Raw genomic sequence first — 21571 nt, 5'->3', positions numbered from 1 at the left:
GGACGGTCAGAGTTAGGTAATTTGGTCATTATGAACATCCCGGCCTCTGATCTTGAACGCCTGAACAATTGCCGCCACCATGCGCCGCATGATTTCTATGGATGGCACCAAGGAACCGTCCGCACTCGCCGCCCCGGCGCCGAAGCCGTCGAGCTCGTCACCGAGGCGGAGATCGTCACCATGGCTCCTGTGGGTGACGATATCTGGGAGGCTCCGCTGGCGGAGGAATCTGATTACCGCCTGCGGATCACCTACCCAGACCAGCCTTCAATCGAAGTCGCCGATGGCTACCACTTCCTGCCTACCTTGGGCACCCTGGACCAGCACCTCATCGGTGAGGGTCGCCATGAGCGCCTCTGGGACGTACTCGGCGCAAACCTCAAGACCTACACCACCGACCTGGGTGAGGTCACCGGCACCGCCTTCGCCGTGTGGGCCCCAAATGCAGAAGGTGTTGCCGTGGTTGGTGACTTCTGCGGTTGGAACCCAACCCAGTACCCCATGCGCTGCCTGGGTTCCACCGGTATCTGGGAACTTTTCATCCCCGGCGTCGGTGAGGGCGAGCGCTACAAGTTCGCCGTCCACGGAAAGAACGCCCCGCGCGTCGACAAGGCTGATCCCTTGGCCAAGCGCACCATCGCTCCGCCGGAGACTGCCTCCGTCGTCACGAAGTCCGAGTTTGCATGGTCCGATGACGAGTGGATGACCCAGCGCAACGACGACCTCGATGTGCCGATAAGCATCTATGAGCTGCACGTGGGCTCCTGGAAGGTGGGCGCCAACTACAACAGCCTGCGCGAAGAACTCATCCCCTACCTGCTCGAACATGGGTTTACCCACGTGGAGATGCTGCCCGTGGCTGAACACCCCTTCGGCGGCTCGTGGGGCTACCAGGTCTCCGGCTACTACGCGCCTTCTGCTCGCTGGGGTACCCCGGATGAGCTGCGCGCGCTCATTAATGACCTCCACAAGGCCGGCATCGGTGTGTTCATCGACTGGGTCCCTGCCCACTTCCCCAAGGATGAGTGGGCCCTCGGCCGCTTCGACGGCCAGGCCCTCTACGAGCACCCGGACCCGCGCCGCGGCGAGCAGGCAGACTGGGGCACCTACGTCTTCGACTTCGGCCGCAACGAAGTCCGCAACTTCCTCGTCGCTAATGCTCTGTACTGGGCTGAGGAATTCCACGTCGACGGCCTGCGCGTTGATGCCGTAGCCTCCATGCTCTACTTGGACTATTCCCGCGATGAATGGCTGCCCAACCAGTACGGCGGCCGCGAAAACCTTGAGGCAGTCCAATTCCTCCAGGAGACCAACGCCACGCTGAACCGCACCCACCCGGGTGTTCTCACCATTGCGGAGGAATCCACCTCCTGGCCGGGTGTGACTGCCCCGACGCACGAGGGCGGCTTGGGCTTCAACCTGAAGTGGAACATGGGCTGGATGAATGACACGCTCGAATACTTCAAGCACGAGCCCATCCACCGCAGCTACCACCACGGCGAGCTGACCTTCTCCATGATTTACGCCTACTCGGAGCGCTACGTTCTGCCGTTTAGCCACGATGAGGTTGTCCATGGCAAGGGCTCGCTGTGGGAGCGCATGCCTGGCGACGACTGGAATAAGGCCGCCGGCCTCCGCGCCCTCTACGGCTACATGTTCTCCCACCCCGGCAAGCAGCTGATGTTCATGGGCCAAGAGTTCGGCCAGACCACCGAGTGGTCTGAGGGAAACTCCGTGGACTGGGCCAACCTTGAAGGCTGGGGCAATGAATGGCACCACGGCATCAAGCGCCTCGTGCGTGACCTCAACGTGGTGTACAAGCAGCACCCGGCTCTGTGGTCGCAGGATTACACCCAGGACGGCTTCCAGTGGGTTAAGGCTGACGACGCCAACAACAACATGCTGGGCTATGTCCGCTACGGCAAGGACGGCTCGGCTCTGCTCGCGGTGTGCAACTTCTCTGGCAGCTCCGTCCCGAACTACGACTTGTGGGTACCGCGTGACGGCGAGTGGGAACTCGTCCTCAACACGGACGATGCTGTCTATCAAGGAGCAGGCAACGACCTGCCCCACCGCGTCCACTCGGAAGGCAACAACCTTCACCTGCACCTGCCGGCTAATTCGGTGCAGTGGTACGCATTCCGCGGCTAAAACGCAGATAAAGTTACCTACGATATTCCTAAAGAGCCGGGCACCTTTTTACCGAAGTAGATGGTATCTCGCTTAAAGTTCCCGAATGAGGCTACAACCAGAGCTTTGGTGGGTACAGGTTCGCTATCGGGCGTTACGATTGTCCCGAGTATTCCCATCATGCTGATTTGTGTAGGTTTACCAATCCTATTGATGATCATACGTAAACCCCGTTAAGGGGAGGAGTCAAATATGCACAGCTTTCTGTGGGATGATTTTTGCGAAAACCAAGGAGTGATTGAATGCGAAGAAATAGTAGATTTGTGTTCCTCTGGTGTGCTGAAGCAGCTCATGGCACATAACCTCACAAGAAACGTCTCGTACGATTGCATCTATTATCCCGACGGTACTGCTGATGAAGACGGACCGTTCACTGACTACACGACCTATCACGTTGATGCTTATCCTGCTCAATCGGAACTAATTACCTTCATAAACGGCGTGGAGATCAGTCACGACGGCCCATATGCTTGTAATAATCAGTTAATCCACCTAGGTGCTCCACCTTCTGGCGCTGGAAACCCAAGCGTATTTCTCTACTACAATCGGTATCCGGAATTTTGGGGTAACACGTTTAAAAATCCACCGTGGTTACACTATCCGCGGTCTATTACGCGGGCATCCAAAGCAGGGTTTGAGCATTACATCCGCGTGGTGAGCTACTCCGACGATGAGATGAAAAGACACCAGATGTGGAAAGAAGTCGTAATCGACACGGAAATCTCGATGGCCGTTCTCTTTGCCCGTCATATCGGATCGGACGTTGATGACGTGTGGACAATGGTTCATCTGGAGGAGCGAAATGACTGGCGCCAGCCAGAGCTCAAAACATTTGACTATCACTGGAGTTTCGGAGACCAGCAGCCGCTGACTTAGCGTTCGATTGGGCGCATCACCGCTTCTTGGACCCATAATCACACTTTTGGGCAGGCCCCTTCGCGGACTGGTCCAACTTGGAGGGCTGGGGCAATGAATGGCACCACGGCATCAAGCGCCTCGTGCGTGACCTCAACGTGGTGTACAAGCAGCACCCAGCACTGTGGTCACAGGACTTTACCCAGGACGGCTTCCAGTGGGTCAAGGCCGATGACGCGAATAACAACATGCTGGGCTATGTCCGCTACGGCAAGGACGGCTCTGCGCTTCTCGCGGTGTGCAACTTCTCCGGCAGCTCCGTCCCGAACTACGACCTGTGGGTACCGCGCGACGGCGAGTGGGAACTCGTCCTCAACACGGACGACGCCGTCTACCAAGGCGCCGGCAACGACCTGCCGCACCACGTGCGCTCGGAAAACAACCACCTTCACCTGCACCTGCCGGCCAACTCGGTGCAGTGGTACGCCTTCCGCGGCTAGGCCTGAAGCTAGACTGTCGAAACACAACTGCCCGAACTGACAAAAGTATCCTCTGGGATTCGATCCCAGCGCCTATCTTTGTCAGTTCGGGCAGTTGTCTTTTTAATCTTGCGCGTGAGCGCTAATGAAGTCACGAACGCGCGAATCAATATCATCGCGCAACGCGTCCATGCGTTCCTCGCCCTCCATGCCGCGCAGCGAGGGATCCTCGATCTCCCAGCGCTCGGCCTCACCGTCGTAGTGTGCATCACCAACGACGACGACATGGTCGACGGAGGCTGCCAAGGATGAATCGATGAGCGTCGGGGTTCCCGACATATCGGCACCCACCTTGGCTAACGAGGCCTGTGCTTCGGCGTTCACGCCTTGCTCACGATGCTGCTCAGTGGTCTTTACGCCAGCGGAATAGATATTCCAGTCAGGAGCATGCTTCTTGGCTAGAGCGGCCGCCATCTGGGACTTGCCGCGGTTTGTGTTGCAGAGAAAAAGTACGGAGGTCATGCCTCCGTACTTTAGTCAATTTTGCAGTGCGCCTACACGCTAGTTTTTCTTCACCGCGTAGTACACCGGCAAGGACTTCCAGTTGAACGTCACGTCCTGAACGTTCTCCGACCAGCCGCCGACGACGTTCGGGTAGAACAGCGGAATGGAGGGAAGGTCACGCAGCAACAGCTCCTGTGCCTGGTTGTAGAGCTTGGACGCCTCCTCGGGGCTGTTGGCGCCGTTGGCCTTAACGATGAGTTCGTCGAACTCCGGGTTGGAGTACTTCGAGTCATTGGAGGCCACGCCCGTGGTGAAATTCGGGCCAAGGAAGTTGCCCATGGACGGGTAATCCGCAAACCACGCCGTGCGGTAGGCACCGTCCATGCGCTCGGAACGGTAGGCCTCACGGAAGGACTTAAAGTCCGGATACGGGTTGCCCACCGCCTGGATGCCCAACGTGTTGCTGATGTTGTTGGCTACCGCGTCGGCCCAGTCCTTGTTATCGCCGTCGGTGTTGTAATTGATGGGGAACGTACCCTCGAAGGCCCCGTACTTCTTATCTGCCTCAGCCCACAGTTTCTTCGCCTCCTCCGGGTTGTAGTCCAGGTTCTCCGAGCCCGGCAGGTTATCGCTGTAGCCCGGCAACACTGGGGAGGTGAACTCACGGGCCGGGGTACGGGTGCCGTGGAAGATGGTCTTGGCAATTTCCTCGCGGTTAATGGCCATCGACACCGCACGGCGGCGCAGGGTGCCTTCTTCCCCAGTGAAATGTGGGGTGTCCACGTGAATGGACATTTCCAGGTAGGTGGCGGCCGGCTTGGTTTCTTGACGCTCGCCGAGGTCCTGCTCGTAGCTACCGAAGGCCGAGGACGGGATGGCCTCCAGCACATCAAGGTTGTTGGAGAGCAGGTCCATGTAAGACGCACCACTGTCGGCGTAGAAAACGAACTCAATGCCGTCATTCTTCGGGGTGCGCTCGCCCTTGTACTCTGGGTTCGGCTCGATGATGAGGTTCTGGTTGTGATTCCATTCCTTGAGGATGTACGGGCCATTAGACACTGGATGTTCTCCGAAGGCCTGCGGGTCCTCCAAGGCTGAGGGAGGCAGTGGGAAGTAGGCGTTGTAGCCCAGGCGGCTGGGGAAGTCGCTCTCCGGCTGGGTGAGCTCGATGGTGAAAGTGCGGTCATCGATAACCTTGAGGCCCTCCATCTCCTCCACGCCCTCGCCGTAGCCCTTGATGGAAGAGAAGAAGCTCTCGTTGAGCTGCTCATTGGCCACCGCGTAGTTCCAGGTATCGACGAAGGTCGCGGCCGTTACGGGAGTCCCATCGGAAAAGGTGATGTCCGGTTTCAGGGTGACCTTGTAGGTCTTATCCCCATCCTTGTCGATGGACGCTGCCATCTCGTTGTGGACCTCGCCCTCGGCGTCGTAATACACGAGGCCGGAATAGAGCATGTCGACGACACGGCCGCCGCCGTTCTCGTTGGTCATGGCCGGGATGAGGCCCTGCTGGGGTTCGGTGCCCGGAACGCGGATAATGGCCGCGTCATCGGAGCCCGACGCAGAGTTGCTGCCTCCGCAAGCTACGAGGGACATGGCGAGAGCCGCCGTGCCGCAGACAGCGGCCGCCGAGCGGAGGGTACGAGATGTGTGCATGAGATTCCTTCTACTAGAGCACCACAAGACAAGAATGTGGGTTAGAACACTTTTTAGAATCTAGCATGCGCCACGTCACATTCAAGCAAAACGAGAAAAGACCCCGCGCACCACTAGGTGCGACAAGGTCTCTTCTCAGAGGCGAACCCCGGGAGTGAAATAACACACTGCGGGCCGGAGCCCTAGTAAGCGTCAGCGCCCTTCTGGTAGTTATCAAGGTCCACCTGCTGGGTCGGCTGCAGGCGCTCAGTCGCAGGATTCACCACATCCGGACGCGCGAGGTCTACTTCAGAGTCATCTACGTGCTCCGTGTACGGAAGCTCGCCGTTGAGAACCTTGTGCACGCGTTCCATATCAACGGTGTGGGTCCAACGCCCCACCAGGATGGTGGCCAGTGCATTGCCTGCGAAATTGGTCAAAGCACGGGCTTCAGACATAAAGCGGTCAATACCGACGATGATTCCGACGCCGTCGAGAAGCTCGGGCCTATGTGATTGCAAACCAGCAGCCAACGTGGCCAAGCCGGCGCCGGACACTCCTGCAGCGCCCTTCGACGCGATAATCATGAAAACGAGCAAGCCAATCTGTTCACCCAGGTTCATAGGCTTGTTCATGGCATCGGAAATAAAGATAGACGCCATGGTCAAGTAGATTGCTGTGCCGTCGAGGTTAAAGGAGTATCCGGTCGGCACAACAATGCCCACCGTAGGCTTTTCGACGCCCACATGCTCCATCTTGCGCATCAAGTTCGGCAGCGCAGACTCCGAAGACGAGGTAGCAACGATGAGAAGGAACTCGCGGCCCAAATACTTGCACAGCTTGAAAATGCTAATTCCGCCAAAGACACGCGCAATCAGTCCCAGAATCACAAAGACGAAGAGGAAGCAGGTGATGTAGAAGGCCAGCATCAGTACGGCAAGGGACTTCACGGCTGCAAAGCCCGTTGCGCCAACCATTGCTCACCACAGCGTTACTAAATCCGTGGTCCTAACATTTTTCTCACTCTCTGCTATGAACATGAATCTATGGTAAAGATAGCAACAGCGCCTTGATTACAGCGGATGCCGAAACCCTCTCACGGGGAACTAACACCATTCCGCCGTGAGGCCAACGTGAAAACTTTACATCCGAAAGCCAATCCCCCTATCCAAGCAAGATAGCAAACCGCTAGAAGCGCCCAAAGCACCACCACTGCTCGCTTTTATCCCATGCACATCGCACCACATTCACTTGGAAAGGAGCTCCAGTGACTCTGTTCGAAAAACCTATCGTTCTTGCGCCTATGGCAGGAGGGCCGTCAACTCCTGAGCTATGCGCAGCAGTAACCAATGCGGGCGGGTTAGGCTTTCTCGCCGGCGGCTACCTCACTCCATCGAAGCTTGAAGAACAAGTAAGCACTGTTGAGTCTTTAACTACTCAGCCGTTTGGGATTAACCTGTTTTACCCTTCCCATCCAAATTCTGACCAGTACGCCGAATACTCTAAGTATCATCAGGCACTGACTAAAAAGTGCGTAAGCTACTCCGATTTTCCTTCACGCCCTAAGTGGTCAGATGATCATTACGATCGAAAGCTCGATATTGCGCTGAAGTCCAACGCTAAGTTCATTTCCTTAACTTTCGGATACCCTGACGCAAATACGCTAAAAACGATTCGTCGAGCAGGCAAGAAAGTAGTTCTCAATGCCACAACTCCACGAGAAATTGATCACATCATCCAGCTCGACTGCGATATTCTGTCTCTTCAAGGAAAGGCTGCTGGCGGTCACCGGGCAACAGTCCTAGACAATAACATAGAGGGATCTTCCTACGATGCAAAAACTCTCCTGCACCATGCAGTAGCGAAGACGGAAAAACCTGTATTTGCCGGCGGGGGCGTAGGTACAGCAGAAGATACACTAGACCTACTCAGATCCGGCGCAACCGCAGTAATTGTAGGGACTCGTTTCCTCACTGCGCAGGAAGCAGGGACAAAAGACACACACCGGCATGCACTTCTGAAGCTAACTCACCGAAACACTGTTATTACCCATGCCTTCTCCGGGAAACCGGCTCGAGCAATTTCCAATACATTCACCAAAACATTCACACCACAGGCGCCCTACATCTACCCCGAAATCCACTACTTAACTGCGGGAATGAGAGCTGAGGCCAATAACGCAAAGGATCCCGAATATCTTAACCTGTGGGCAGGCGAAGGATTCGCTTATTGCCGAGAAGCAACTGCCAAACAAATCATTGACGAACTCTTACCATAGGGCCTGACCCCCAGAAAGTGGACACGTCGGGGGTCAGGCCCGAGCAATAAGTAACTTCATAAGTAACCGGATTCAGATAGATGAGAGCAACGTATTCAAGCATTCAAGGCACCCTTGGACTTGCAGTGGCAATGGGGATCGGCAGGTTCTTCTATACGCCACTGCTTCCCCTCATGATGGCAGCTTTACACTGGTCAAGTTCCATCTCGTCCTGGATTGCAGTATCAAATTATCTCGGCTACCTGCTCGGGTCTTTGACTCTTTCTAAAAACTGGCTATCTAAAACGAGAACTCTTTATCGCAGTTCCTTAATATTTTCAACCCTACTGCTTGCTGCAATGGCGTTGACAGATAGTCCAGGAATGCATGTTTTACTACGGTTTCTAGCCGGCATAGCGTCTGCATTCATTTTTGTATGCATCACCCAGTTTGTTACCCAGAATGTACAGTCCCCCTCTCTAGTTGGCTTTGTTTATGGTGGTGTTGGCTTAGGCATTACCGTTTCTGGACTAACGGTGTGGTCACTAGGTCAAACCTTGGCATGGACACACTTGTGGGGTATCGCTACCCTAATCAGTGCGTTATTTAGCATCATCGCCTGGACTTGGCCCATTGGCTCTGAAGAGAAGACTAAGGATCGCAAGGTACTGGCCAGTTCTACGGAACGATCCACCCCAGAACTTCATCAAGCTTTTCGATTACTGAATGCGGGATACTTTTTTCAAGGTTTCGGATACATTATTATTGGCACATATCTCGTTGTGCTGGCCGGCCCTGTTTTCGGCTCAACAGCAGCTGCCATCACATGGGCCGTAGCTGGCGTCGCAGCAATCCCCTCTCCCTATTTCTGGTCAGCACTTGCAGAGCGTTTTGGCCGACGTCGTGCATTACTTGGCTGCTATACACTCCAAGTAGCTGGAGCAATTGCCGCCACTTTTGGCAATTCGACTGTTTTACTGATGGTTGCTGCCATTCTTTTTGGTGCTACTTTCATGGGAATTACGATGCTTACTATTTCAACGGGAGTCGCTTATAGAATAAACGGAGGAGCTGCACGTCTAACGACTTGGTATAGCCTAGGACAAGTCGTCGGCCCGGCGGCCATTGGAGTGCTGTTATCAAACTCAATCCGCATATCATTTATCATTGCAACCATTGCTATCATCATCGGTATGGTAACAATTAAGGTTTCAAGGTTATAATTCATATTCAACCTCCCAGGCGCAGCGCAGATATCATCACGGGTGTTGTTGCAAAGTTGGGGCAGTAGGAAGGGCGACGTGAAATAGTCGCAGCCATGGGTATCTTCTCCGGTCGTCATTTTCCCCGTGACATCATTCTGCGAGCAGTGCGGTGGTACTGCCGCTACGGGGTGAGCTACCGCGATCTGGAGGAAATGATGACCGAACGCGGCGTGCCGGTCGATCACACCACGATCTACCGCTGGGTCCAGAAATACGCCCCTGAGCTGGACAAGCAAACACGGTGGTACCGACAGGTACCTGACTGGCAGGCCAGTTCCTGGCGGGTGGATGAGACCTATATCCGGGTCGGCGGCAGGTGGTGCTACCTCTATCGGGCGATCACCGCCGGTGGCCAGACCCTGGACTTTTACCTCTCTCCGAAGCGAAACGTGGCCGCAGCGAAGCGTTTCCTAGCCAAGGCCCTCAAATCCAATGCGTCAGCCGGGTATCCCAGAGTGGTCAACACGGATAAAGCACCCTCCCTAGCCCGGGCAATCGCCGAGTTGAAGTTAGAGGGAATCTGCCCGCCAACAGTGGAACACCGGCAGGTGAAATACCTCAACAACATCCTGGAAGGCGACCATGGTCGGCTGAAGCGGATCCTCGGGCCGAAAGGCGCGTTTAAGAACCGGACATCTGCATATCGGACGTTGAAAGGGATGGAGGCGATGCACTCATTGCGGAAAGGGCAAGGCGCAATGTTTGCCTACGGGCAACCGAACCCGGATGCGGTGATCGTCAGCCGGGTCTTCGAGACGGCCTAACAACGCCCATACGCAGCGGCCGTCAGGGAATGAGAAACTGAGTCTTCGCTGCTCTCCGCCCAACTTTCCAACAACACATTTCGGGGGCTATAGTGACGAAGTAAGCCAAGGCGATGCCGCCTGCCTTACCCACGGAGGCTGTTGCTCGCACGGATCCAATGCCGAGGACGATGGTGCAGAAAATCACCGGAGCGATGATCATCTTCACTAGCGAGACAAACATGGTGCCGACGACCTTCATGCTTTTCGCCTGATCTGGTGCGATGATGCCAAACACGATGCCTGCCACGACGGCAATAATGACGGCGATATACAGCCAGTGAGTACGGTCCTTTTTCGGGGTCTTGTTTTCCGCAATTTTCGGCCCCTGTGGGGCGTTCGGGGGAAGAAGAGACATGAGTCCTCCCTTCAATGAGGTGAGAGGGAACCTCACAGTGGCCTAGGACAACTTTTTCATCTCGCGTAAAAGGGCTCACTGATCGACGTTGACAATCAAGATATTAGAACCAAGCTGTGGGACATGAACAATCCCGCACCTTGGGGGTAAGCAGAAAAATAGCCCCGGGGTTACCGGGGCGCAGGCCAGGGCCACTTTCATCCGCGTTCTTTTGCACACTTCACCAGGTGGTCATTACCCCCAGCGGCGGATGAATAGCTCTTAATACAGGGCGCTAGCGAGCTGTGTGCGCGCGGCAAGCACACGCGGGTCGCCGGAATCATACAGAGCGAAGAGCTCCAGAAGGCGATCTTTGAGGCGTGCTTTGTCATCACCGGCGGTGATCTTCATGGCGTCGATAAGCTGAGTGAAGGCACGATCTGGGGTGCCGGCGACGATGAGGGCATCGGCAGCCGCAAGTTGCTTGTCGACGTCCTGCGGGGCGGCCTCTGCCGCGGCGATCGGATCACCCTCACTGGAGGATGCCTTGAGGCGCTTGAGCACAACGGTCGTGGCGCGTGCCTGCTTAATCTCTGCGTTATCGGGCTCGGCGGCAAGGACCTCGTCGTAGGCGGCGATGGCAGCATCGAAATCGCCTGCGTTGAGGGCATCCTCCGCAACGAGAAGGCGCGGGTCTGCTTCTTCTTCCTGCGGCTGCTCTGGTTGAGCCTCAGAAAGGCCGCGCAGCTGGGGGCCAAGCTTCTCCACAATCGCTGCTATCCACTGCTCAAGATTCTCGCGCGGCTGGCTACCCTCAAAATTCGTAACAGGCTGGCCAGCGGCGATAGCCACGGTGGTCGGCAGGTTCTGCACGCCGAAAACCTGGGCCACCTGCGGTACAACATCGGCGTTGATGTAGCCCACGATAAACTTCAACCCACCGGCGGCAGCCATCTCCTCAAAGTCCTTCTTCAGCTGCTCCGAGGCAGGCGAACGCGGCGAACCGATAAGCGCGATGACCGGAACCTCAGCGGAGCGACGCACAAGGTCTTGCTCAAAGTTCTCTTCGGTGACATCGAAGAAAGGCTGAATGCCTGCAGGAGCTCCTTCGCTGCCCTGTTGCTGTGCCTTGGCCTTGGCTTCTGCCTGCTGCTTGATGGCGCCCAAGTCGAGGGCGCCGCCTACGTATGGTCCGGTCACTGATTCTCCTCTAGGTAACGGTTTACGGATTCTACTTTCTGGGTAATCTGCCCAGTCACGCCCTCGCGAATGTCAGCCTTGATAACCAGGCTGGTGCGCGGTGAGACGGCACGGACGGCATCGGTGGCCTCCTTAATCACGGCGAAGACTTCATCCCACTCACCCTCAATGAGGGTGAACATGGCGTTGGTCTCATTGGGCAAGCCAGAGGCGCGGACGACGCGTACGGCTTCCGCCACGGCGTCAGACATCTCGGCGCTCTCATCGCCCACGACGGACGGCGCTACAGAAAAGGCAACAATCATGCCCGCTAGTCTACCGCCGGTCCCAGCAGTGGCGGTGCCAGTGTCGGCGGTCATCGCCCTGCCCGCCGGTATCGCGAGGCCACGCCACAATGTGCGCTACCCCGGGGGGAATATTCTGATTACAGCCTGGACATACGTAGAACTTAGTTGCGGCGGAGCTGCCGATATGCCGCATGACATAGGGTTCGCCATGGGCCCAGCTCGGGCCTGGGACGGTCTGCGAACCGAGGAAGGAGCTGCCATCGCGGGGTAGGAGGCGTGGTTCCTCGCGGATTCGACGATTGCGGCGTGGCACTAGAACAGCCGCAGTTCGTTGGACTCGATGCCGCGTAGCTCTTGATAGTCAAGCACGACGCAGCGGATACCACGGTCCTCCGCCAATGTACGGGCTTGCGGCTTGATTTCCTGGGCAGCAAAAACTCCGTGGACCGGCGCTAGAAGATCATCACGGTTGAGCAACTCAAGGTAGCGCGTGAGCTGCTCGACGCCGTCAATGCCTCCCCTACGCTTAACCTCCACGGCGACGAACTCATTCTTAGCGTTCTTCGCCATGATGTCCACCGGGCCAATCGCCGTGGGGTATTCGCGGCGTACAAGGGAGTACTTCTCCCCCAAGGTTTCGATGTGTTCAGCGAGCAGCTCCTGCAGATGCGCCTCGACGCCGTCCTTCACCAGGCCGGGATCCTCACCGAGCTCCATCTCGATGTCCTGGTGGACCTCGGCGATTGTGATACGCAGCTGCTCACCTTTGGGGTTCTCAACGAGCCACAGTTTTTCTCCGGTGTCCTCACCGTCGATATCGGTGATGTCAGACTCGTCGAGCGTGCAAGGAGGCGTCATCCAGTTGAGGGGCTTGTAGGCACGGTCGTCCGCGTGAACGGAGACTGAGCCGTCAGCCTTAATAAGGATGAGGCGGTCCGCCAAGGGCAGGTGGGCGTCGAGGCGGCCGACGTAATCTACAGAGCAACGGGCGATGACAACACGCATGCACTCTACCCTAACGGGTACGGCCTACTTCTTCGGAAAGCGGGTGGCACGCTGGCGCATCTGGTGGTAATCCAGCTTCTCTTTGCGCTTCGAGGGAGCTGCCTCCACCCACGCATTGAGTGCCATGATTCCCTGTGCATCGGCGGCAATCTCATAGTCCTTGCCGTGCACACTCATACGCATAATCTGCTCACCAGCGGGCATAAAAGAAGCCTCGTCATCATCGAGCGGGCGAGTGCCATTGAGGGTGATGTCGAGGCGATTAAAGCGCATGTTAGCGCTGGGGAGAACGGAACGGAGTTTGAAGTACTCCATGTGCTCTCCGTTATAGCGCACCAGGCCATGGCGCCACGAGTGCGAGTCTTTAGCCGGCAGCAGACGCAACAACACCGAAGTTCCCCGAGAGCGGAGGGTGAAAAAGCGCACCGCTGCAAGAACGATGACAGCCAGAACAATCAGGGCGAGCAGAAAAAGCAGCCATTGCAGCACCTGAGTATTCATGGCAAACGGTCCTTTACGGAAATGCGAATTGTTTCATCGATTGTACCGCTTAGCAACAGCTCAATGCCAGTTGCTTCGCAGAAGACTAAGCCCCCTGATGCTCCTTCGATAAGGAGCACCAGGGGGCTGTCTTTAGGTCAGAGTGGGAAGGGCGGTCATTGCTGCCCGTTCTCTCCCCTCTCCGCTAATCCGTTAGCTGTTGAAGCGGCGAACGGCGCGCAGTGCGGCGTCACCACGAGACCTCGTCAGCTCGCGCTCAGACTTCAGGTCTTCCTGAGCCTGGGCCTCATCGACCTCACTGGCCCAGACGGCCCAGTCTGCGAGGACGGTGATCTTGTTCTCGGATACGGAGAGGAAGCCACCCTGGACAGCAGCGACGCGGCGCTCGCCGTCCACCGGGTGGATGGTCACGACACCATTATCGATCAACTGACCGACCATGGGCTCGTGGCCAGGAAGCACGCCGATCTCACCCTCGGTGGTCTCAGCCGTCACCATGGTGGCCTTGCCGGTCCACAGCAGGCGTTCGACGGAAACCAATTCGGCGGTGATGTCAGCCATGTGCCTCTCCCTACTTCTTCTCGCTCAGCTTCTGGTACGCAGCTTCGACGTCGTCCAAGCCACCCAGGCCGTTGAAGGCCTGCTCTGGGTAGTGGTCGAATTCGCCGTTGCAGATGCGCTCGAAGGCGTCGATGGTGTCAGCCAGCGGCACGTAGGAGCCCGGCAGGCCGGTGAACTTCTCTGCGACGAAGAAGTTCTGGCCCAGGAAGCGCTCGATACGACGTGCACGCTGAACGGTGACCTTGTCCTCCTCGGACAGCTCGTCCATACCAAGGATGGCGATGATGTCCTGGAGTTCCTTGTTCTTCTGCAGAATACCGATGACACGCTGTGCCACCTCGTAGTGGCGCTCGCCCACGATGGCCGGCTCCAAAATACGAGAGGTAGAGGTCAGCGGGTTCACTGCCGGGTAAATACCCTTCGACGCAATGGAACGGTCCAGCTCGGTGGTGGCATCGAGGTGGGCGAAGGTGGTGGCCGGAGCCGGGTCGGTGTAGTCATCGGCCGGCACGTAGACGGCCTGCAGGGAGGTAATGGACTTACCCTTGGTGGAGGTAATACGCTCCTGCAGAACACCCATCTCATCAGCCAGAGTCGGCTGGTAACCCACAGCAGAAGGCATACGGCCCAGAAGGGTCGAAACCTCAGAACCTGCCTGGGTGAAGCGGAAGATGTTGTCGATGAACAGCAGCACGTCCTGGTTCTGAACATCGCGGAAGTACTCCGCCATGGTCAGGCCGGACAGAGCCACGCGCATACGAACTCCCGGCGGCTCATCCATCTGGCCGAACACAAGGGCGGTGTCCTGGAGAACGCCCATCTCTTCCATCTCGAGGAAGAGGTCGGTGCCCTCACGGGTGCGCTCGCCGACGCCGGCGAAGACAGAGGTACCGGAGAACTCGCGTGCAATACGAGTAATCATCTCCTGGATAAGAACGGTCTTACCCACACCTGCACCACCGAAGAGGCCAATCTTGCCACCCTTGACGTACGGGGTGAGAAGGTCGATGACCTTAATACCGGTCTCGAGGATCTCGGTCTTGCCCTCCAGCTGGTCGAATGCCGGAGGCTCGCGGTGGATGCCCCACTGCTCGCCATCGCGGCCCAGACCCGGCTGGTCGAGGCAGTCACCGAGGGCGTTGAAGACGTGGCCCTTGACCACATCACCCACGGGGACGGAAATCGGCTTGCCGGTGTCGGTCACGGCTGCACCGCGGACGAGGCCGTCGGTCGGAGCCATGGACACGGCACGGACGAGGTTGTCACCGAGGTGCTGAGCGACCTCAAGGGTGACGGTCTTTGCAACAGCCTCGAGGGTCACCTCGACGGTCAGTGCGTTGTACAGTGCCGGCAGCCCGCCACGCGGAAACTCCACGTCGACGACCGGACCGATGACACGCACCACACGGCCGGCGGTAGCCGACGACTGTGTGTTCTGCTCTTGCAGAGCTGTAGTCATAATCTAGTCACTTTCTGCGCTTTCGGCGAGCGCCCCAGCGCCACCGACGATCTCTGTGATTTCTTGGGTAATCTGCGCCTGACGTGCCTGGTTGGCCACGCGGGAGAGGTCCTTGACCAGCTCGGTCGCGTTGTCAGTTGCAGACTTCATTGCGGTACGGCGTGCGGCGGACTCGGAGGCCGAGGACTCCAAGAACATCGCAAACAGGAGGCGGGACACGTACTGCGGAAGCAGTGCGTCCATGAGGGTGTCCGCATCCGGCTCGAACTCGTAATCAGGGTTGATCTGATTGTTCGGTTCGGCGTCGGAAAGCGCGGACTCACCCATGTTGTAGTCCTCTTCCTCAATAACCGGTACCACCGGCAGCAGCTGCTGCACACGCGCCGTCTGGGTCAGCATGGACTCGAACTCGGTGTACACAACGTGCACCTGGTCGAAACCGCGAACGGTCTCACCTTCGAGGTTGATGCCCTCGCGGGTCTTGGCCTGGCCCTTCGAACCGGCGATGAAGCCGTCGATGATGTGGCGGCGCACGTTGTGCGTCGACTCCCAGGTCGGATCCTGCGAGAATCCGGTCCAGCTGCCTGCGACCTCAGCTTCACGGAACTTGTAGAAGCCAACACCTTTGTTACCCGTGACGTAACGGACGGTCTCGAAACCTTCGCTCTTGAGCAGGGCTTCGAGCTCGGCCGCCTTCTTGAAGATGTTGTTGTTGTAGCCGCCGCACATACCGCGGTCAGACGAGACCACGAGAATAGCGGCAACCTTGCCATCTTCACGTTCACGGAGCATGGGGTGATCCAGGGACGTATGCGCGGCAAGCTTATTCAACACGTTGGACAGCTCGCGCGCATATGGCTGGGACGCCTCGACCCTGGCCTGAGCCTTGGTAATGCGCGAGGTAGCAATGAGCTCCTGTGCCTTGGTGATCTTCTTGGTGGAATTGACGGACCTGATGCGGTCACGCAGTTCACGAAGATTAGCCATGGTTTTCGCTCCTCCCTTCTTTTTCTAGACGGTTAATTCGTAGAGTGTGCGGACTCTATTTGGCCGTCTTGCGGGAGACGTTGAGCTCGGTCTTCTTGACGTCCTCAGCGGCGAGCGGGTCAACCGGCGCCTCGGAGCCGAGGTTGTGGCCCTCGGTGGTGCGGAAGGACGGGGTGAAGTCCTTGGCTGCTGCAACAAGTGCATCCTTGGACTCGTCGGTCAGAGCGGTGCCACCCTGGATCTGCTCGAACACCTGCGGGGTTGCAGAGTTGAGGTGATCGTGCAGCTCCTTCTCGAAGCGGCGTACGTCCTCGACGGGAACGACGTCGAAGATGCCCTGGTCTGCGAGGAAGATGGACACCATCTGGTACTCGACAGGCTGCGGAGAGGACTCGGACTGCTTCAGCAGCTCAACGAGGCGCTCACCGCGCTCCAGCTGAGCCTTGGAGGCAGAGTCAAGGTCGGACGCGAAGGCAGCGAAGGCCTGCAGGTCACGGTAGGCGGCCAGCTCCAGACGGAGGTTACCGGCAACCTTCTTCATACCCTTGGTCTGTGCGGCACCACCAACACGGGAAACCGACACACCGACGTTAATTGCCGGACGGACGCCCTGGTTGAACAGGTCGGACTCCAGGAAGACCTGGCCGTCGGTAATGGAAATAACGTTGGTCGGAATGAAGGCGGAGACGTCGTTCGCCTTGGTCTCAATGATTGGCAGTGCGGTCATCGAACCTGCACCCATGTCATCGGAGAGCTTTGCAGCACGCTCCAGCAGACGGGAGTGGAGGTAGAAGACGTCACCCGGGTATGCCTCTCGGCCCGGCGGGCGGCGCAGCAGAAGGGAAATCGCACGGTAGGCTTCTGCCTGCTTGGTCAGATCATCGTAAATGATCAGAACGTGGTTGCCCTGGTACATCCAGTGCTGACCCAGGGCGGCACCGGAGAACGGTGCCAGCCACTTGAAGCCAGCGGCGTCGGATGCCGGGGCTGCCACGATGGTGGTGTAATCTAGGGCGCCATGCTCCTCAAGGGTGCGGCGCACACCAGCAATGGTGGAGCCCTTCTGGCCGATGGCGACGTAGATGCAGCGAACCTGCTTGTTCTTGTCGCCAGACTCCCAGTTAGCCTTCTGGTTCAGGATGGTGTCGATACAAACGGCGGTCTTACCCGTCTTACGGTCACCAATGATCAACTGACGCTGACCACGACCAATCGGGGTCATGGCGTCAATTGCCTTGATGCCGGTCTGCATCGGCTCTTCCACCGGCTGACGCTGCAGCACGGACGGTGCCTGCAGCTCGAGGACGCGGTCCTCTTCAGCGGTGATCGGGCCCAGGCCGTCAATCGGCTGGCCCAAGGGGTTAATTACGCGGCCGAGGAAGTCCTCGCCCACAGGGATGGAGAGGACTTCGCCGGTCCTCTTGACCTCGTCGCCTTCTTTAAGCGACTCGAAGTTGCCCAAGACCACGACACCGATGGAGTTGGTGTCAAGGTTCTGTGCGACGCCAATAACGCCGCCCGGGAACTCGAGCAGCTCATTCGCCATGACGGACGGCAGGCCCGAAACCTGCGCAATACCGTCAGCTGCCGAAATGACCACGCCGACCTCCTCACGGGAGGCCTCCGCGGAGTAGCTCGAGGTGTAGTTCGCAATCGCGCTACGGATCTCGTCGGAGGAGATCGTCAGCTCCGCCATGTTCTTCCTGCTCTCGGTAGTATCTTCCAGCAATTACTTAATCGTTTCTGTCGTTTCGGCTTATGCCATCGCGGCGCGAAGGCGAGCAATCTTGCCTGCCGTCGAGCCATCAATAACTTCGTCGCCGACGCGGATGGTCATGCCACCGAGGAGGCTGGTGTCAACCTCAGAGTGGATGGACATCGCACGACCATAAATTTTGCCCAGCTTTTCAGCGAGTGCTGCCCGCTGGCTATCGTTCAGCTCACCCGCAGTGGTGACGCGCGCGATAGAGCGGCCCTGCAGCTCAGCTGCAGTGTCCGCCAGACCGGCGAGATCATCAATCGGGTTCTGCTCCGGGCGGCCAATGGCCTGCAGCGCGAGCGCTTCAGTGACCATGGTGACCTTGCCGTAGAGCACGCTTGCCAGCAGTCCAACCTTGCGGTCGGACGTCGCAGTACGGTCTGAAAGCAGCTGGGTCAGTTCGCCTTCGCGGTCAAGCACGCGTGACAGGGAGAAGAGCTCGTCTTCAACCTGGCCCAGTTTGCCCTCAGACTCAGCGCCACGCAGGAGTGCGCGACGGCCAAGCTTGATGAGGCCACGGGCAATATCACGCGGCGTGGACCACTGTGCAGCGGCGGCTTCCTCGAGCACCTGCTGTGCTACCGGGGAAATCTTGCCGCCGAAAAGCTTCTGGACCAGGGTCTTACGGTCCTCGGAAGTTGCTGCATCATCGGTCAGGGCAACACGCAGTTCGCGGTCGCCATCGAGGACGCGGACAACCTCGAAGAGGTCCTGGCCTGCCTGGGTAGCAGTAGCTACCGAGTTGTCGCCGGACAGAAATCCGTCCAGCTTGGACTCGACGGTAGCGAGTGCTTCGCGGCTAGCTGCCTTCATCGTTGCCTACTTTCCGGCCGGTGCCACAGTGTCGAGCTCGGACAGGAAGCTATCAATGGTGGAGGACTGCTTCGTGGCGTCGGAAAGTTCGCCACCGAGAAGCTTCTCTGCCAGGTTGATGGAGTTCTGTCCGATGTCGGAACGCAGCTCAGACACGACCTGTGCGCGAGAAGCTTCAAGCTGCTTCTCACCGGCGGTCAGGATGCGACGAGACTCTTCCTCTGCAGCTTCCTTGGCCTCGGCCTCAATCAGCTTGCCGCGCTCGCGCGCCTGCTCGCGGATTTCTGCAGCCTCGGCTCGGGCATCAGCGAGCTGAGCATTGTACTTTTCCAAAGCGGCCTTAGCTTCGGCCTGCTGAGCCTCCGCACGCTTCAGGCCACCCTCGATCCGGTCTTCACGCTCCTGCAGCATCTTGCTGTATGCCGGAAGGACAAACTTCCAGAAAAGCAGCAGGATGATGGCGAACGGAATGAGGGACCAGACCAAGTCGTACATCTTGGGCAAAAGGATGGAGTTACCGCTTTCTAGCGGCAGGTGCTCACTTCCTTCTGCTGCAAGGTAGTAAATGACGTTGTTCATGGGGCTCCGTTCTTAAAGTTCGATTTACTTGTGTAAAGCGCTCTTTAGAACAGGAAGCCTGCAACGAGGCCGATGAGGGCCAGGGCCTCAACGAAGGCGATACCCAGGAACATGGTGGTACGCAGCTGACCAGCCATCTCTGGCTGGCGAGCCATGCCCTCGACGGTCTTGCCGACGAGGATACCGATGCCCAAGCCCGGGCCGATGGTGGCGATGCCGTAGCCGATGGCGCCGAGGCCCTTGAGGGTGGACTCAGCAGCGTCCTGAGCAAGAATGATTTCGTTCATGATGAAAGTCGTTCCCTTTCAAAGTTTCTCCCGCAGTGTGTTCCGCGGGCGCAGTGATGTTGGTTTCTGGGGATATTTAGTTAACCGCGAGGTTCGCGTTGTTGTTAGTGCGAGTCTGCATGCAACGACAGTTCGATGTATACCGCCGTCAGCAGAGCAAAGATGTATGCCTGCAGGAAGATGACGATAATCTCGTAAATCGTGAACAGAACCGCTGCGACCAGCGTGAGGCCACTCACTGCAGTCCAGGCGTTGAACTGGAAGAAGAAGAAGTTCGTTGCCGAGTACAACAGGACCAAAATGAGGTGGCCAGCCAGGAAGTTCGCCATAAGACGAAGTGCCAGCGTGACTGGACGCATGACGAACGTAGAGAATGCCTCAATCGGCACAACAAGAACGTGCAGCAGCGGCGGCAGGTTAGGAATAACCACCGACGACTTGATGAACTTGCCGAAACCGAAACGCTTCGCACCGGCGTAAATCATGGCGATGTACGCCACGACTGCCAACACGATCGGCATACCAATACGGGCGTTCGGAGAGATGTTCAGGGCCGGAACAATAGTTGCTACGTTCCAGAACAAAACGCCGAAGAAGATAGAGGCCAGAATCGGAAGGAAACGGCGTCCTTCCTTCTTGCCCAAAATGTCTTCTGCGATGTGAATTCGCACGAAGTCAATCGCGTGCTCGCCCACGTTCTGCAATCCTTTAGGAACCAACTTGGGGTTCCGGAAGGCGACAACAAAAAGGAGCACCAAAATGGCCGCCATGAACAGGCGAACCAGCATGATGCGATCCAAAGCGAACCAACCGTTGGCAAAGTCAGCGAACAAAAGGTCGACGACTTCACCGTCATCGGTTACGTGCCCCGGGAAAAATTCTGGATCCAGTTCGGGTGCGTGAAATTCACCCTTCATGGCCAATGTTGTAACGCTCAGCGTTCTCTCCCGTGTTCGGGCCACACAGCTTGTCGAAGGCTATGTGGTGCGATGGACGTCTTCAGCTCTTTGCCTTGCTCACGGACTCCGTCGCACATCAGCGTAAGCAAGACAAGGATAAACCGCACTGTATCGGGCCGGCATGACGCCAACCCGCGGTAACCCGAAGTGAATGGTATCAGTTTGATGACAAGTTTTCGCACGTGGGGGCACCGTGCCGTAGCCGATGGGCTACCCCTCCCCCGTGGATAGACCTAAAACGCCCACATTCTGCCGAAACCCCTGCGAGTGGACTTGGTCACACGCCATGATTTGCCCACCTTGACGGGGGTAACTACGGGCACCGACATTGTCACCACACGACACGAAAAAGCCACCCTACTGGGGCAACCAGTAAGGGTGGCAGTGCATATAGTCAGCGGACGCCTCACATGCTAGGAGACGTATGTCACGTTGGATGTCACCACGCCCCAGACCTCTGTGCCGAGCGTAACCGCCAGCGCACAGATGACGGTGACGAAGAGCGCCATAGTGTCATAGAACTCCAGGTCCTTGATGAGCAAAAGGACCATGATAAGAATGACGACCTTGAGCAGCCAGCCGCCCAAGACAACGGCCATAGTCGTCGATGGCGTTGTGCGTGCGGTCAGGAGCACTGAAGCCGCCGTAAACAGAACGAAGCCTCCGCCAATGGCTGCGCCAACGAGCACACCCAGCAGACCAGGCGTTCCGCGGACACCGCCCCAGATGGCGAGGGAGGCGATAGTCACCACGACCAGGCCCATCGCGCCAAGGCGCAAAGCACGCTTGAGTGGGCGGCGGTGATCGTCATAAGGCGACGGCTCTTCAGGAGTCGTTGATTCAGTCACA

At 57.6% G+C, this 21571-nt stretch carries 21 protein-coding genes and 3 pseudogenes; 6 read left to right on the top strand and 18 right to left on the bottom strand.

Translation table 11 applies throughout. From position 1 onward, the window contains the following. Nucleotides 1–30: 30 nt before the first annotated feature. The 3 genes and pseudogenes from glgB to CSING_RS05740 form a co-directional block, all read left to right on the top strand. A complete protein-coding gene (glgB, locus tag CSING_RS05750) occupies nt 31–2151 on the top strand; it encodes a 1,4-alpha-glucan branching protein GlgB (RefSeq protein WP_042530505.1) in 2121 nt (706 codons plus the stop codon). Nucleotides 2152–2382: 231 nt separating this feature from the next. Further along, on the top strand, nt 2383–3066 hold the full coding sequence (locus tag CSING_RS05745; RefSeq protein ID WP_042530503.1) for a hypothetical protein: 684 nt from the start codon (nt 2383–2385) through the stop codon (nt 3064–3066). A gap of 65 nt (nt 3067–3131) precedes the next feature. After that, nucleotides 3132–3545 (top strand): annotated as a pseudogene (locus tag CSING_RS05740) (alpha amylase C-terminal domain-containing protein); the annotation flags it as partial. 102 nt (nt 3546–3647) lie between these two features. On the opposite strand, the gene CSING_RS05735 reads toward CSING_RS05740, so the two are convergent. The 3 genes and pseudogenes from CSING_RS05735 to CSING_RS05725 all read right to left on the bottom strand — a co-directional run. Next, the gene (locus tag CSING_RS05735) at nt 3648–4046 is read right to left on the bottom strand and encodes an arsenate reductase/protein-tyrosine-phosphatase family protein (RefSeq protein WP_042530500.1); all 399 of its coding nucleotides are present in this window, start codon (nt 4044–4046) and stop codon (nt 3648–3650) included. A gap of 39 nt (nt 4047–4085) precedes the next feature. Next, nucleotides 4086–5684 carry a peptide ABC transporter substrate-binding protein gene (locus CSING_RS05730; protein WP_042530498.1) on the bottom strand — a complete coding sequence of 533 codons (1599 nt, stop codon included), beginning with the start codon at nt 5682–5684 and terminating at the stop codon, nt 4086–4088. Between the two features lie 182 nt (nt 5685–5866). Then, nucleotides 5867–6640: pseudogene (locus CSING_RS05725) on the bottom strand (cation:dicarboxylate symporter family transporter); the annotation flags it as partial. A 290-nt stretch (nt 6641–6930) separates the two neighbouring features. On the opposite strand from CSING_RS05725, the gene CSING_RS05720 reads away from it, so the two are divergent. The 3 genes from CSING_RS05720 (at nt 6931) to CSING_RS05715 (ending at nt 9949) form a co-directional block, all read left to right on the top strand. Further along, complete coding sequence (locus CSING_RS05720) at nt 6931–7941, top strand: NAD(P)H-dependent flavin oxidoreductase (protein WP_042530495.1); 1011 nt, start codon at nt 6931–6933, stop codon at nt 7939–7941. A gap of 80 nt (nt 7942–8021) precedes the next feature. Next, on the top strand, nt 8022–9143 hold the full coding sequence (locus tag CSING_RS13300; RefSeq protein WP_084226174.1) for a YbfB/YjiJ family MFS transporter: 1122 nt from the start codon (nt 8022–8024) through the stop codon (nt 9141–9143). A 95-nt stretch (nt 9144–9238) separates the two neighbouring features. Next, nucleotides 9239–9949 carry an IS6 family transposase gene (locus tag CSING_RS05715; protein ID WP_042530493.1) on the top strand — a complete coding sequence of 237 codons (711 nt, stop codon included), beginning with the start codon at nt 9239–9241 and terminating at the stop codon, nt 9947–9949. An 85-nt stretch (nt 9950–10034) separates the two neighbouring features. Here CSING_RS05715 and CSING_RS05710 read toward each other — a convergent pair. The 15 genes and pseudogenes from CSING_RS05710 to CSING_RS05645 form a co-directional block, all read right to left on the bottom strand. Further along, nucleotides 10035–10346 (bottom strand): annotated as a pseudogene (locus CSING_RS05710) (cation:dicarboxylate symporter family transporter); the annotation flags it as partial. Nucleotides 10347–10607: 261 nt separating this feature from the next. Then, nucleotides 10608–11525: a tetratricopeptide repeat protein gene (locus CSING_RS05705; RefSeq protein WP_042530490.1), complete on the bottom strand. Its 918-nt coding sequence runs from the start codon at nt 11523–11525 to the stop codon at nt 10608–10610. Further along, nucleotides 11522–11830 (bottom strand): MTH1187 family thiamine-binding protein, encoded by a 309-nt coding sequence (locus tag CSING_RS05700; RefSeq protein ID WP_042533203.1) that lies wholly within the window; start codon nt 11828–11830, stop codon nt 11522–11524. The genes CSING_RS05705 and CSING_RS05700 overlap by 4 nt, the downstream gene beginning before the upstream one ends. Before the next feature lie 10 nt (nt 11831–11840). Further along, complete coding sequence (locus CSING_RS14055) at nt 11841–12125, bottom strand: hypothetical protein (RefSeq protein ID WP_084226173.1); 285 nt, start codon at nt 12123–12125, stop codon at nt 11841–11843. Beyond that, nucleotides 12125–12817, bottom strand: a complete 693-nt coding sequence (nucS, locus tag CSING_RS05695) for an endonuclease NucS (protein WP_042530488.1) — start codon at nt 12815–12817, stop codon at nt 12125–12127. The genes CSING_RS14055 and nucS overlap by 1 nt, the downstream gene beginning before the upstream one ends. A 24-nt stretch (nt 12818–12841) precedes the next feature. Continuing rightward, nucleotides 12842–13318 (bottom strand): DUF2550 domain-containing protein, encoded by a 477-nt coding sequence (locus tag CSING_RS05690; protein ID WP_042530486.1) that lies wholly within the window; start codon nt 13316–13318, stop codon nt 12842–12844. A 192-nt stretch (nt 13319–13510) separates the two neighbouring features. After that, nucleotides 13511–13879 carry a F0F1 ATP synthase subunit epsilon gene (locus CSING_RS05685; RefSeq protein WP_042530484.1) on the bottom strand — a complete coding sequence of 123 codons (369 nt, stop codon included), beginning with the start codon at nt 13877–13879 and terminating at the stop codon, nt 13511–13513. A gap of 10 nt (nt 13880–13889) precedes the next feature. Beyond that, complete coding sequence (atpD, locus tag CSING_RS05680) at nt 13890–15338, bottom strand: F0F1 ATP synthase subunit beta (RefSeq protein ID WP_042530482.1); 1449 nt, start codon at nt 15336–15338, stop codon at nt 13890–13892. Between the two features lie 3 nt (nt 15339–15341). Continuing rightward, the gene (locus tag CSING_RS05675) at nt 15342–16325 is read right to left on the bottom strand and encodes a F0F1 ATP synthase subunit gamma (RefSeq protein ID WP_042530480.1); all 984 of its coding nucleotides are present in this window, start codon (nt 16323–16325) and stop codon (nt 15342–15344) included. Nucleotides 16326–16380: 55 nt separating this feature from the next. Next, nucleotides 16381–18021 (bottom strand): F0F1 ATP synthase subunit alpha, encoded by a 1641-nt coding sequence (gene atpA, locus CSING_RS05670; RefSeq protein WP_042530478.1) that lies wholly within the window; start codon nt 18019–18021, stop codon nt 16381–16383. Between the two features lie 60 nt (nt 18022–18081). Further along, nucleotides 18082–18897 (bottom strand): F0F1 ATP synthase subunit delta, encoded by an 816-nt coding sequence (locus CSING_RS05665; protein ID WP_042530476.1) that lies wholly within the window; start codon nt 18895–18897, stop codon nt 18082–18084. A gap of 6 nt (nt 18898–18903) precedes the next feature. Beyond that, nucleotides 18904–19476, bottom strand: coding sequence for a F0F1 ATP synthase subunit B (locus tag CSING_RS05660; RefSeq protein ID WP_042530474.1), 573 nt, complete (start codon nt 19474–19476; stop codon nt 18904–18906). Between the two features lie 44 nt (nt 19477–19520). After that, nucleotides 19521–19763 carry an ATP synthase F0 subunit C gene (locus CSING_RS05655; protein WP_042530472.1) on the bottom strand — a complete coding sequence of 81 codons (243 nt, stop codon included), beginning with the start codon at nt 19761–19763 and terminating at the stop codon, nt 19521–19523. Between the two features lie 104 nt (nt 19764–19867). Next, entirely contained in the window at nt 19868–20680 is an 813-nt protein-coding gene (gene atpB, locus CSING_RS05650; RefSeq protein WP_042530470.1) for a F0F1 ATP synthase subunit A, read from the bottom strand. Nucleotides 20681–21135: 455 nt separating this feature from the next. Continuing rightward, nucleotides 21136–21570: a hypothetical protein gene (locus CSING_RS05645; RefSeq protein WP_042530468.1), complete on the bottom strand. Its 435-nt coding sequence runs from the start codon at nt 21568–21570 to the stop codon at nt 21136–21138. Nucleotide 21571: the final 1 nt, after the last annotated feature.

This window comes from Corynebacterium singulare (assembly GCF_000833575.1).
Classification (GTDB): domain Bacteria; phylum Actinomycetota; class Actinomycetes; order Mycobacteriales; family Mycobacteriaceae; genus Corynebacterium; species Corynebacterium singulare.
The sequence above is the reverse complement of the archived record's forward strand: the minus strand, read 5'-3'. Positions and strand labels throughout refer to the sequence as shown.